Here is a 13,986-nt window from a genome sequence, read left to right as displayed (position 1 = left end):
GTTAAGGGGTTGTTTTACAGAAATTATTGATTAAGAATTAACAAATATATTTAAATATTATTGAAAAGTAATTAAATTGATTTAAAATTTAAATATAAAAGAGATTCGACATTTGAAACTTTCGGTAAAAGTCAATTTGAAATAATTCATAAAAAAAAACGGACTTTAGCCCGTTTCTATCAATAAATTATCGTGTTATTCGTGATAATATTTGTGCGGTTTGTGTTAAAAAAATTAAGAAATCAATTTCATAATTTCCAAAGCCACTTTCAGAGCTTCTGTTCCGTCTTCAAGCGAAACCTCTACATGCTTATCTTCGGTAATAGAATCTGCAAAAGCATTCAGTTCATCTAAAATCGCATTGTTCGGCTGAATATTCGGATATTCAAATAAAATCTGATTTTTCTCTCCCTCTGCATTTTCAATAATCATGTCGAATGGAGTAGGGTGTTCAGGAGCGTCTTTCATGCGGATCACTTCCGCTTTTTTCTCAAGGAAATCAACGGAAATATAAGCGTCTTTCTGGAAGAAACGGCTCTTTCTCATCGCTTTCATCGAAATTCTGGAAGTCGTTAAATTCGCAACACAGCCATTTTCAAATTCAATCCTCGCATTCGCAATATCAGGCGTTTTGCTTACCACACAAACGCCGCTTGCATGAATATTTTTAACCTTAGATTTAGCAATGCTTAATAAAATATCCAGATCATGAATCATCAGATCCAGAACCACCGAAACATCTGTTCCTCTGGGATTAAATTCTGCTAATCTGTGAATTTCAATAAACATCGGATTATTGATGTATTCTTTCGTTGCAATAAATGCCGGATTATATCTTTCAACATGACCAACCTGAGCTTTAATGCCCTTTTCCTTACATTTCTGGAGAATTTCTTCTGCCTGTTCCAATGTTTGGGTAACCGGTTTTTCAATGAAAAAATGCAGACCTTTTTCAATCGCTTTTAGCGCATAATCGTAATGATAAATGGTGGGCGTTACAATATCCAGCATATCGATCTGCTCCAGCAATTCCTCAAAATTCTCAAAATATTTATATCCGAATTCCGCTTCCAGTTTTTTTCCGTTTTCTGCGTCTTTGTCGTGGAAACCGATGAATTCGTATTTATCTGACTGATTTAAAAGTCGTAAATGTATTTTTCCTAAATGTCCGGCTCCTACCAAACCTGCTTTCAACATAGCTGTATTAAATTTCTGTAAATATAACAATTTGTTGTTGGTTGTACATTGACGGTTATCAGAAAATTAAAAACTGCGTGCAACAGTTTTTAACCCCCGACAAAATTTCATATTTTTGTGCGAACTGTTACCTGCAACCTAATAACTACGATCTGTAATGACGCAAGATTCATTTGTACATAAAGGAAAAAGAAAGATTTTAGTGGAATATCTCCGAAACAGAATCGGGATTTCGGATGAAAACGTACTTTCAGCAATGAATGAAGTTCCGAGACACCTTTTTATTGAAAGTATTTTCGAAGATTTTGCCTACGAAGACCGTGCTTTTCCTATTCTTGCACATCAGACGATTTCGCATCCTTCAACTGTTGCAGAACAGTCTGAACTTCTTCAGGTAAAAGAAGGGGAAAAAGTGTTGGAAATAGGAACCGGTTGTGGTTATCAGACAGCCGTTTTAATGGCAATGAAAGCCCATGTTTATACGGTTGAGCGACAAAAAGATCTTTTCGATTTTTCCAAAAAGAAACTCCGTGAAATGAATTTATATCCGAAATTTCAGAGTTTCGGGGATGGTTTTGCCGGACTTCCTACCTTTGCTCCGTTTGATAAAATTATCGTGACCTGCGGAGCTTCAGTTTTACCAACCGAACTTCTGAAACAACTTAAAGTCGGTGGAAAAATGGTTATTCCTCTCGGTCCGACCGATGAGCAGGTTTTATACAGATTTACAAAAATCTCACAGACTGAATTTGAAAAAGAGGAATTCGGGGCTTACAAATTTGTTCCGATGCTGGGAAATACAAATCAATAGTTAATAATCCGAGTTACTGTTTTTATCGTTGCCGGAAATCGGAGATGGAGCGTATTTTCAATTTAAGTTTTCAGCATATTCAGGAATGTGCAGCGGAAAAACGATCATTATCCAAAAATTCTAAAATAATTTGGTCGTTGAAAAAAATGAGTCTGAAAGAATAGTTTGAGAATCAGACAGATAATGTTTTTTACTTCTCAAATCGGCTAAATCAGGACAAAAAAAGTAATAATTTTTTTAAAAAGTACTGAAATAACAATTAAAAAATATATTTTAGCCGAAATTTTAAAATAGCACATGAAAACAAAAATTATGCTTCTGTCTATTGCATTACTTGCAATATCATGCTCTAACGATTCAAACACTGTAGATCCTGTAGATTCAACCCCCATTCTTCTTACCAAATTGATGAATAATGGGGAAACCTATGTTTATACCTACAATGGTTCAAAAATAGTACAGGAAAAAGGTTTAGTTGACGGAGATATCAGTAACTTTACTTATACGGGTGATTTGATTACAAAAATCGTTAGTACCTCTTCTAATGGAGCACCAACTTCTACAGAGACCTTCACTTATGACAGTTCTAATCGTTTAATAAAAGCGGAGGATATTTCGGGTTCGAACAGTACAGTTACAACGTTTAATTATTTATCTGCCGATCATGTTACCATAATAGAAAAACACACAAGTGGAAATTATGTAAAAACATATACCAGAGACGCGTATTTAAATACTGATGGATCTGTAAAAAGCTATACCCAAACCATACAGGCGACTCAAAATGGAACTATTGTTGAAACTGGAACCGGTAATCTGCAGCCTATTGTTTATGATAATAAAAACAATCCTTTCAAAAATGTTACAGGTTTAAAGAATATACAGGTTTATAATCAGGTAGATCAAGCATCTGAACATAATGTACTGTCTTACAAATTAGTGAATAGTACTACAGGGAGTGGGTCAAGTGGTATAAGTTCTGATATATTCACGCAAACTTATCAGTACAACTCTAATAATTTTCCTACACAGAGTGTCTTAAAAAGTTATGACAATAATAATACATTAACGGAAACTCATACGACTACTTACGAGTACAATCACAATTAATTAACCGGACAATGAAAATAAGAAAAGAGACTGTTTTAAAAGGCAGTCTCTTTTTTTGTAAGCATACTTTATTACTGACTTATCAATACAGTTGTAGTCCTAAGTCTTATTCTTAACCTTTAAATCTTCCATTTAAAATAATCTGTTATTAAAATTAATTAAAAACAAAAATTACATGACGTTTCGGAACGAAAATTGAATATGCATTTCTGTATAATTAACTAAAATCTTAATATGATGAATGCAAAAAGATTTAAAATATTACAAGATTTCAGTAATATTCAGAACGGTTTTAAGATTAATTTCCGAAACAGAGCGGAAGATAATCCGGATAAAAAAGAATCCGGAAATGATCTTCAGGTAAACGCTTTCAAAGCTAAAAAGTCTGAACCGAAAAGAAAAGTCAGAAGATCAGCATTGGAGATTTGGGAAGAAATGGAAGAGTTGATATCTGAATCTTAGAAGAATAAATTAAAGTATAATCATTTTAATATTAAAGTTGAAAAACCTTACTTGTGAAAGTGAGGTTTTTTACTTGATGAAACCATTTAACCATCACAAAATATGAAAGTATTCATTAACAAAAGAATTCCTGAAGCTGGAATGCAGCTTCTTAAAGAAGCAAATCTTGAAATATTCATTCCTGAACAAGAAAATCTCTCCTATGAAGAATGGCTGAATTACTGCAGAAGCCATGATGCCATTTTAAGCGTGGGAGGAGAGTTTAAATTCGATAAAGACTTTTTCAACGAATGTCCGAATATAAAGGCGATTGCCTTGTTCTCAGTAGGTTTTGACCATGTTGATATTCAGGAAGCCGATGCAAGAAAAATTCCGGTCGGAAATACACCCGCTGTGTTAAGCAAAGCTACTTCAGATGTTGCTTTTTTACTCATGCAGTCGGTTGCACGAAGAGCAAGCTATAATTTTGAAAAAGTAAAATCCGGGAACTGGGGAGATTTTGATCCTTTGCACGCTTTGGGTCAGGAATTGTATGGAAAAACGCTCGGTATTTTCGGTCTGGGAAGAATTGGGTACGAAATGGCAAAAAAATCCAGAGCTGCTTTCGGAATGCAGATTATTTATCACAACCGCCATCACAATGAAGAAGCAGAAAAGAATTTGGGAGCAAAATATGTTTCTTTTGATGAGCTTATTGAACAATCTGATGTTCTGAGTATTCATGCCAATTTCAAACCAGAGCAGAAAGAGCTTTTTAATGCTTCTGTCTTTGATCGTATGAAGAAGAATACAATCTTCATTAATACGGCAAGAGGAGGTTTCCATCATCAGAAAGATCTTTACGCCGCACTTTCTGAGCATAAAATCTGGGGAGCCGGACTGGATGTTACCAATCCGGAACCAATTTTTAAAGATGATCCTATTTTAGAGCTTTCTAACGTTTGTGTACTTCCTCACATTGGCTCAGCAACGGAAGAAGCCAGAAACGGAATGGCAAAAGTGGCTGCTGAAAATATTATTGCCTTTTCAAAAGGTGAAAAAATGCCTGCCTGTGTAAATCCTGAAATATACGCTTAATATCTTGGAACTATTTTTGTTTGATTACAGACGACACCAAAAAATAAGAATATGATACCCGAAAACAGCGAACAGGAACAGGAAAGAAGACTGGAACAAAGAGAATATAAATCCAGTGAAGATATTTTTAATCAGGAAGAGCATATTTCCTTAGACGGAAACGGAAAACCGATTTTTAATGAAGAAAATGATGACGATAAATTAGATAAAGGACTGGATATTCCCGGAGTGGAAGATGACGATGAAATGGAAGAGATCGGCAGTGAAGACGAAGAAAACAATTACTGGAGTCTAAGCGATAACGACGATGACCATGAGGAAGAAAATGATGATGTTTTAACCTAATATGAACTTAATTTCAAATAATTATAAACCTTGCTTTTCCGGCAAGGTTTTTTTTATTTACATTTATTTTGTAAATTGTTGTATTCTAACCTTATGAGTAATTTCGTTATGAATACCATGTAAATAAATGTTTACGATTGATAATTGTATTACTAAAAGTGGTAAATTTATCAATAAATAGTGATTAAAAGAAAACTTGATTATGATAAAACCTTTACAATTTATCCTCGTATGGATAAGCATTTTCGGGCTTGCCCAAACCCCCGGAAATGTTATCATAAAAGATGCAGTAGGCAATCAGAGCTTTAATGTTACCTGTACCAATGGTCTTAATGCAAACGGTTGTATTGATCTCCATCTGGAATATCCTGTCATTAAACAGACTTCAAATTATGAAGTAGTTTCTCAGGCTTTTGCTCCTCCCATTGCATTGAATCAGGGAACTCCGCTCAATGCCAACTACGATGACGTTTTTCCTACCAAGCTGGATCTTCCTTTTCAGTTTTGTTTTTATAATCAGAATTTTAATGCATTAGTAGTCGGTTCAAACGGGATGGTCACTTTTGATCTGAGCCAGTTGGGAAACATCAACTATCCCAATGTCCAATGGCAGAACCCCAATGTAAGTCTTCCTAAAAACTCCATATTCGGGGTATACAACGATATGGTTTTCTCTGCAAATGATCCTTCCGAAATTTATTATTCCATCATCGGAACAGCTCCTTACAGAAAATTTGTTGTCAGCTTTTTCGAAGGAAGAATTGCAGGATGTACAGACAGAGCTTCATCTCAGATTGTACTGCATGAAACTACCAATGTGATTGAAGTTTTCGTAGATAAAAAGCCGACACCCTGCCCGACAAGAAAATTTGAAAATGCTTTAATAGGCGTTATCAACGGCGACGGAACACTCGGCGTTTCTCCTCCTAACAGAAATACAGGAGTATGGCAGGCTTTGCAGGAAGGATATAGATTTAATCCTTTGGGGAACGCAATACAGCCGGATGTAACATGGACAGATTCTGCCGGACAGACTGTTGCTACAGGAATTCAGGCTACAATTTGCCCTACCCAGAATGAAGTGTATACGGCAACTGCAGTTTTTAATACCTGCGGAACCAGTACCCTTACTTTAACGGATGATTTTCCTTTAACATTTGATCCTACTTATCCCGCTGCGAAAAATTTCACACAGGATTACTGCGGAAACAATCCTGTAAACCTTACTTTAAGCAGTTTTCAGGGAAATGTAACCACACAGAACCCTGCGAATTTTGTATTCAGCTTTCATACAACTTTGCAGAACGCACAAAATAACGTCAGTCCTTTACCGAACAACTTTACATTAACAGCCAATACGGTTTTATATGTGAGAATTCAGAATCCGAATGTTCCCAACTGTTACAGAGTGGCTGTTTTAACTCTAAATTTTAAGACCAAAAGTTTGCTCAAAAATACGGTTCAGATTTGCGATACCAATAATGACGGGGTAGAATCCAACTATAACTTAGCATTCCTGGATCCTGAGCTTTTTCCGCCGGGCACTACGGGAATTTCTTATTTCGCCACGCAGGCAAATGCTCAGAACAATACCAATGCGATCAGCACAATTAATGTTACAGTAGGTACAACGGTCTGGGTAAGACTGCAGGAAGGAAACTGTACCTTCGTTTTAGGTCCTGTAACTTTCCAGTTTAAACCGGGAGTTAATCTCAATTCTCCGATTAACTATAACTATTCAACCTGTGATATCAACAATGATGATGCAGAGCCTTTTGATTTTCCTTTAACTTTCGGACCGCTCATTACTTCACAGCCGGGAGCTGTATTTACGGCATATGCAACCTATAACGAAGCTCTTACAGGTTCAGGAGGCGTTTTAAGTACAGTGCATGACGGAGCTTATACCATTTTTATAAGAGTTCAGATCCCGAACGGATGCGTTGCAGTGGCAACTGTAAATCTCAATATTACATTTACTAAAGTTGTGGTTATTCCTAAAACAGAATACATCTGCTTTAACGGAACAGATGACATCAGTGTTAATTTAAATACCCTTTCAAACGGAATGCTGATCTCTCCGGCAACAGTTCCCGTAGTGAAATTTTTTGCAGATTATGCGGATGCGAGTTTCGGAATAAATCCTATAAGCCCGAATCAGGTCATTACCACCAACGGAAATTTCGTTACACAGATTTATTATGTACGTTTCGAACTTTCTGAGACCTGCTACACAATAAGACCACTTACGATCAATCTGGTTCATCCTGTTGCAGAACAGTCCAGTTTTACGGTTTGTGATTTTAATAATGATAATACAGAAAACGTACAGTTATCACAGTTTTCATCCGCCATTATCGGAAGCCAGAATGCTACGGTAACCTTCTATCTTACTGCTGCAGACGCAGCAAGTGGAAATAATCCGGTGAATAATGTAACCTTTACCGGAACACAGCAGTACTTTGTAAAGATCAATTCTTATAACTGTGAGCAGATTTATCCGTTTACCGTAGGATTAACTTCTACACCGGCAGTAAATCCTCAGGTAACGGTTAACCTGACGAATATTTGTGATAATAATAATGACAATACGGAGATTTATAATCTTACACAGGCGCAAAGCCAGATTACAACAAGCTCGAATGTAAACTTTACGTATTATCTGAATTATGATCCGGTTACCCACATTTTCACCAACGAGATTACAAATCCCACTCAGTTTGTTGTTACCGGAGGAAGTGCAACCGTTTATGTAAAGGTGAAGTTTAATAACAATGATTGCTTTTCAGCGGTTAAACTTACCATTCTGATGACATTCTTACCCCCTGTAGTTCTGAACAATGCGGTATTGAACAAATGCGATGAAGATTTTAATTTAAGTGAAACCTTTCAGTTGAGTGATGCCACTTCTCAGATGTTTATTCCTGCTCAAAACACCTATCCTTTATCAAATATCACCGTTACTTATTACAATACACAGGCAGAAGCCAATGCCGGAAACCCTGCCAGTCAGATCGGAAATACCGTTACCACCAATATTTCTACCGTTCAGGTGTGGGCAAGATTTCAGGTGAATACCACAGGATGTTACTCTGTAGCATCAATTGAGCTGAATACCTATTTCCCTCCGAAAGCCATCAATTCTACCATTTCGGTTTGTGATGAAAATCTCGACGGAAGCTATGAAGTAAACCTTTTGAATTTTACCAATTTAATGGTTGACGCACCGAATCCTGCGAATACATTTACCTTCTATCTTACCCTGCAGGATGCGCAGAATGGAACCAATCCTATTGCCAATCCATCGAACTTTACCGCCAATCCTTTCCCTGCGCAGATGTGGGTGAATGTGCAGAATATTCCGGGATGTAATGATATTGCATCTATAACCTTCACTTACGGAAATAAAGTAACCCTGCTGAACAACGGACCTTTCCCGTTAGCAACCTGTGATATCGGAAATGACGGATCAGAGACCGTTAATCTAACCCAGTTCCAGACACAGATTTACAATGGAGCTAACGTTACGTTTACCTATTACTCGTCTTTAGCAGATCTTAATGCGGGAACCAATGCGATTGCAAATCCTTCAGCGTATCTGTATAATCAGGTTTCAGGTTCCAGTATCATTTATGTAAAAGTAAGTGTTCCCGGATCGTGTTCCAATCTGGTACAGATTCAGCTTTCATTGAAAAAAACTCCGATTTTCGATATTCCGACATTGTATTTCTGTCCGGAAGGCTCACTGAGCAGTTATTCTGTAAATATTACCAATTACACGATTGTAAGCTATCAATGGACTAATCCTGCAGGACAGACCATCTCTACAACGAATACGATTACAGGAATTAACACAGTAGGAACTTACTCATTAACCGTGACGGCGGATAACGGATGTTCTTACACCAAGACTTTCGAAATCAAACATTATGAAGTCCCTGTTATTACAAGCATTCAGTTCAGCGGTAATAATGTGATTATTTATGCTACGGGTTCAAAATCAATACTGTATTCTATCGATGGAATCAACTGGCAGGCAAGCAACAGCTTCAATAATTTACCTACAGGAATTACCACCTTCTATGTGAGATTTGCCGACAGCGACTGTATTGTAAAAAAAGACGGTCTGGTACTGGATATTACAAACACCATTACACCAAACGGTGACGGACTTAATGACCATTGGGTGATTAAAGATCTTCAGGTATTCGGAACAAGAATGTCTAACCTCAAAATCTTCGACCGTTATCAGATGCTGATTTTTGAACAGAATTCAAACACCCAGTTCTATTGGGACGGGATGATAAAAGGAAGGGTACTTCCTACTGCAAGTTACTGGTATGTGATTACCATACCGGATGGAAGAACAATAACCGGCTGGGTTTTGGTTAAAAATCATAATTAAATCTAAAAGCTTATTTCTATAAAGCCTCATTGAAATTTTCAGTGAGGTTTTTTATTTTTGAAAAGATTTAATCACCGTATTATCCGAAGAGTGGAAATTCCCCTCCTTTGGAGGGGTGGCAAAAATGTATAAAATTTTTGACGGGGTGGTTTAATTAAAAAACACAAACAGTAAAAGCAACAATTGATGAAAGAAATCCTTACAGCAATTAACGGAATTTCTGTTCGCAGGAATTTTGTAGAAAATCTTCCCTATAATCCCAAATTAAAACCTCTTTTGAACGGAAAACGGAAAGCCGGAATTTTGAGTGAAGTCATTTTCTGGAAACAGGTTCGCGCGAAAACATTCCATAACATTGATTTTGACAGACAGAGAATTATCGGAAATTTCATCGTTGATTTTTACGTGAAAACGCTGGGGCTAGTTATAGAAATTGACGGCTGGAGCCACAATGGAAAAGAAGTTGATGATGAGGTAAGGCAGAAATATCTGGAATCTCTAGGTCTGAAAATATTCAGGATAACAGATTTTGATGTACGACATAATTTGTCTGTTGTGATGAAAGATTTAGAACATTTCATCATTGAACATTATAAATACAAGTAAAATATCTATCACAATATTCCCCTCCTTTGGAGGGGTGGATTCGACCAGAGGGAGAAGACGGGGTGGTAAAATCATAGACAAAAACATCACTCGGTGATTATTAAAACCACCCCGTCAAAAATTCTTCCGAATTTTCGACACCCCTCCAGAGGAGGGGAATTTTTCATCCTGTTTCAAATTTCCTCACATTAGTTGCAGGGATTTTCTAATTTGAATATCTTTAAAACCACAAAAATAAATCTGCTAAACTAACAACGATCAACAAATACATGACATTCCAACAACAGATACAACAGGGCATACCCAACCAGCTGCCACAGCCGAAACCTTACGAAACCAACATCAATCATGCGCCGAAACGCAAAGAGATTTTAGGGGAGGAAGAAAAAAAACTAGCACTGAAGAATGCGTTACGTTACTTCGAACCCCGGTTTCATGCAGAATTATTGCCGGAATTCAGGGAAGAGCTCGAGAAATACGGAAGAATTTATATGTACCGTTTCCGTCCGGATTATGAGATGAAGGCAAGACCGATTTCTGAATATCCCGGAAAATCGGAGCAGGCAAAAGCCATCATGCTGATGATTCAGAACAATCTGGATTATGCCGTAGCGCAGCATCCTCATGAACTGATTACGTATGGTGGAAACGGGGGAGTATTTTCCAACTGGGCACAATATCTTTTAACAATGAAATACCTGTCTGAAATGACGGATGAACAGACCTTGGTCATGTATTCCGGGCATCCGATGGGATTGTTTCCTTCCCATAAAGATGCGCCGAGAGTAGTGGTAACCAACGGAATGATGATCCCGAATTACTCAAAACCGGACGATTGGGAAAAATTCAATGCTTTGGGCGTTACACAGTACGGACAAATGACGGCGGGAAGCTATATGTACATCGGTCCGCAGGGAATTGTTCACGGAACAACCATTACGGTACTGAACGCGTTCAGAAAAATCAATAAAGATCCGAAAGGCGGACTGTTCGTGACTTCAGGATTAGGCGGAATGTCCGGAGCGCAGCCAAAAGCAGGAAATATTGCAGGCTGTGTTACCGTTTGTGCGGAAGTTAATCCGAAGATTACCAAAATCCGTCACGACCAGAAGTGGGTAAACGAAATCCATGAAAATCTTGACGAGCTTGTTGCAAGAGTTCGACAGGCGCAGGAAAATAAAGAATCTGTTTCTCTGGCATACTTGGGAAATATTGTTGAGGTCTGGGAAAAATTCGATCAGGAGAATTTAAGAATCGACATCGGTTCAGATCAGACTTCGCTTCACAATCCTTGGGCGGGAGGATATTATCCTGCAGGACAGAGCTTTGAAGAATCCAATAAAATGATGGCGGAAGATCCGGAACTTTTTAAAGATAAAGTTCAGGAAAGCTTAAGAAGACATGCAGAAGCCATCAACAAACATACGGCGAAAGGAACCTATTTCTTCGATTACGGAAATGCCTTCTTACTGGAATCTTCCAGAGCCGGAGCCGATGTAATGGCGGAAAATCCTACGTTGGGAAGAGAATTTAAATTCCCTTCTTATGTACAGGATATTATGGGACCGATGTGTTTCGATTACGGTTTCGGGCCGTTCCGTTGGGTTTGTACGAGCGGAAAACCGGAAGATTTACAGAAAACAGATGATATTGCGTGTGCGGTTTTAGAAGAAATTCAGCAGAATTCCCCTGAAGAAATCCAGCAGCAGATGAAAGACAATATTCAGTGGATCAAAGGAGCTCAGGAAAATAATCTGGTGGTCGGCTCACAGGCGAGAATTTTATATGCCGATGCAGAAGGAAGAATGAAAATTGCAGAAGCCTTCAATAAAGCCATCAAAAACGGAGAAATCGGACCCGTAGTTTTAGGAAGAGATCATCATGATGTTTCCGGAACAGATTCGCCGTACAGAGAAACTTCCAATATTTATGACGGTTCCAGATTTACGGCAGATATGGCGATCCATAATGTGATTGGCGACAGTTTCCGTGGGGCAACCTGGGTTTCAATCCACAACGGAGGCGGAGTAGGATGGGGAGAAGTCATCAACGGCGGTTTTGGAATGCTGCTGGACGGAAGCGATGATGCCGACAGAAGATTAAAATCCATGCTGTTCTGGGACGTAAACAACGGAATCTCAAGAAGAAGCTGGGCAAGAAATGAAGGCGCTGTTTTCGCCATCAAAAGAGCTATGGAAATAGAGCCGAATCTGAAAGTAACACTTCCGAATTTTGTGGATGAAAATCTTTTTTAATTTAGAAATGAAATCAACTTTGTCAAAGTTCTTAAACTTTGACAAAGTTTTACTAATTTTTTGATATAAGGAATATTCTGTTGTGTTTCGATCAATATTTTTCAGAAATAATGATCCCAATTGTAGAGCCTCCTAATTCGCAATATAATAGAAAAATCCGTCGCTGATATTTCTTGAACTCATGATCTCAAACAAGTGATTATTGTTTTCCAACATTCCGGATTTGGAGAAATAATAACCGTAAGAATTGTCTGAAAATCCGTCTAAAAGGAAAAATATTCCCAAATCTGTCTTTACCGCAGAGTAGATATTTACCTTCTTCATTTGCTCAAGAATCTGTTGCTGCAAAGAGCTGAAACGGTAATTCTTCTCAGTTTTTATTTTTGCTGAGATGGGGAAGGGCGATTTTTGCGGAATCACATAAGACCAGTATCCATTGTTTTCTTTAAAAATATCATCTACCCTTTGCAAAGAACTCTGGTTTAGATAGATTAAATTCCTGCTTTTTCCCACAAGAGCAGCCAGTGTTTTGAATTCCGGAAGATGATCCTTCAGAAACTGAATATGCCTGTCCTCGTCAATCATGCCTTGTTTTAAAAACTGATTCGGTTTTTCTGCCGCTTCCTTTTCCGTCAGTTCATACCGCTGAGAAAAACCACCCCAGAAAAAATTGGAGATTTCACTTGATGTACGTACCGAATCGAGCGCGTAGATTTTCTCATGCTGTACAGGTCGGATATCCCATTTCGAAAAAGGCTTTGAAAACTTCAGATATTCTTCCAGAGGAACTTTTTTCTCAATCGTTAAACTGTCTAAATAATTAAACAGTTCCACATCATATTTTTCGGTTTTATTCAAATAATCCTGACTGAAAACAGATGCCGATAAAGCGAAAAACAAAAGAATGACAATTTTTTGCATAGAATAAGAAAGTAATTTCGTAGTTATTGTATTGAATTACGAGAACAAATGTAATGAAAAGTTGAGAAGGGTAATGGATGAAAGGTCTTTTTAAATTTTTTATTTAATACAATACTTTCATTATTACATTTCAAAACTATTCCTGTCATTCAGAATGAAATTTTGCGAAGCATTATGCAATGAAGAATCTATTAAAATGCAGTTGCTTTAGATTTTTCGGCTCCATTTCATTGCGCTCAAAATGACAGCTTTGCAGGTTGAAAAGTTTTTAAACACTTAAGTCACATAAGATTTTAAAATAATTCTAAGCTTTATATAAGAACACATTAGTCTATGAAAATCTTCGATTTTCTTCTTATGTGAACTTCTAATTATTTTATTAAACTAAACTTATGTGACTTAAGTGTTATATTTAAAAATCCTGCCATTCAGAATGAAATTATGCGCAGCATTATGGAATGAAGAATCTTTTAAAATGCAGTTATTTGAGATTTTTCGACTCCACTTCGTTTCGCTCAAAATGGCAGTGTTGCAGATTAAATGAAAGAGCTTTTAAACACATCAGTCACATAAGATTTTATAATAATTTCTAAGCTTTAGATCAGAACACATTAGTCTATGAAAATCTTTGATTTTCTTCTTATGTGTTCTTTTAAATATTTCATTAAACTAAACTTATGTGACTTATGTGTTATATTTTAAAGCAGTAAAATCCCTCTGTCATTCAGAATGAAATTTTGCGAAGCATTATGCAGTGAAGAATCTTTTAATATAAGATTTTCGACTCCACTTCGTTT

The 13,986-nt window shown here is 37.2% G+C and carries 10 protein-coding genes; 8 read left to right on the top strand and 2 right to left on the bottom strand.

From position 1 onward, the window contains the following. Positions 1-234: 234 nt before the first annotated feature. Positions 235-1,197, bottom strand: a complete 963-nt coding sequence (locus WFH39_RS20225) for a Gfo/Idh/MocA family protein (protein ID WP_336691229.1) — start codon at positions 1,195-1,197, stop codon at positions 235-237. 157 nt (positions 1,198-1,354) lie between these two features. On the opposite strand from WFH39_RS20225, the gene WFH39_RS20220 reads away from it, so the two are divergent. From WFH39_RS20220 to WFH39_RS20185, 8 genes are all read left to right on the top strand, one after another. Next, positions 1,355-2,008, top strand: coding sequence for a protein-L-isoaspartate(D-aspartate) O-methyltransferase (locus tag WFH39_RS20220; protein ID WP_214590167.1), 654 nt, complete (start codon positions 1,355-1,357; stop codon positions 2,006-2,008). 408 nt (positions 2,009-2,416) lie between these two features. Continuing rightward, positions 2,417-3,118: a hypothetical protein gene (locus tag WFH39_RS20215; protein ID WP_336691228.1), complete on the top strand. Its 702-nt coding sequence runs from the start codon at positions 2,417-2,419 to the stop codon at positions 3,116-3,118. Between the two features lie 234 nt (positions 3,119-3,352). Next, the gene (locus tag WFH39_RS20210; RefSeq protein ID WP_336691227.1) at positions 3,353-3,580 is read left to right on the top strand and encodes a hypothetical protein; all 228 of its coding nucleotides are present in this window, start codon (positions 3,353-3,355) and stop codon (positions 3,578-3,580) included. Positions 3,581-3,682: 102 nt separating this feature from the next. Continuing rightward, positions 3,683-4,657, top strand: coding sequence for a 2-hydroxyacid dehydrogenase (locus WFH39_RS20205; RefSeq protein ID WP_336691226.1), 975 nt, complete (start codon positions 3,683-3,685; stop codon positions 4,655-4,657). A 51-nt stretch (positions 4,658-4,708) separates the two neighbouring features. Then, positions 4,709-5,002 carry a hypothetical protein gene (locus tag WFH39_RS20200; protein ID WP_336691225.1) on the top strand — a complete coding sequence of 98 codons (294 nt, stop codon included), beginning with the start codon at positions 4,709-4,711 and terminating at the stop codon, positions 5,000-5,002. Between the two features lie 202 nt (positions 5,003-5,204). Continuing rightward, positions 5,205-9,407, top strand: coding sequence for a T9SS type B sorting domain-containing protein (locus tag WFH39_RS20195; protein ID WP_336691224.1), 4,203 nt, complete (start codon positions 5,205-5,207; stop codon positions 9,405-9,407). 186 nt (positions 9,408-9,593) lie between these two features. Then, a complete protein-coding gene (locus WFH39_RS20190) occupies positions 9,594-10,013 on the top strand; it encodes an endonuclease domain-containing protein (protein WP_336691223.1) in 420 nt (139 codons plus the stop codon). Between the two features lie 269 nt (positions 10,014-10,282). Then, the gene (locus WFH39_RS20185) at positions 10,283-12,268 is read left to right on the top strand and encodes a urocanate hydratase (protein ID WP_336691222.1); all 1,986 of its coding nucleotides are present in this window, start codon (positions 10,283-10,285) and stop codon (positions 12,266-12,268) included. A gap of 132 nt (positions 12,269-12,400) precedes the next feature. On the opposite strand, the gene WFH39_RS20180 is transcribed toward WFH39_RS20185, so the two are convergent. Beyond that, complete coding sequence (locus WFH39_RS20180; protein WP_336691221.1) at positions 12,401-13,189, bottom strand: hypothetical protein; 789 nt, start codon at positions 13,187-13,189, stop codon at positions 12,401-12,403. Between the last annotated feature and the right edge of the window lie 797 nt (positions 13,190-13,986).

The sequence above is a fragment of the Chryseobacterium sp. MMO-72 genome, assembly GCF_037146035.1.
GTDB lineage: Bacteria > Bacteroidota > Bacteroidia > Flavobacteriales > Weeksellaceae > Chryseobacterium > Chryseobacterium indicum.
The sequence above is the reverse complement of the archived record's forward strand: the minus strand, read 5'-3'. Positions and strand labels throughout refer to the sequence as shown.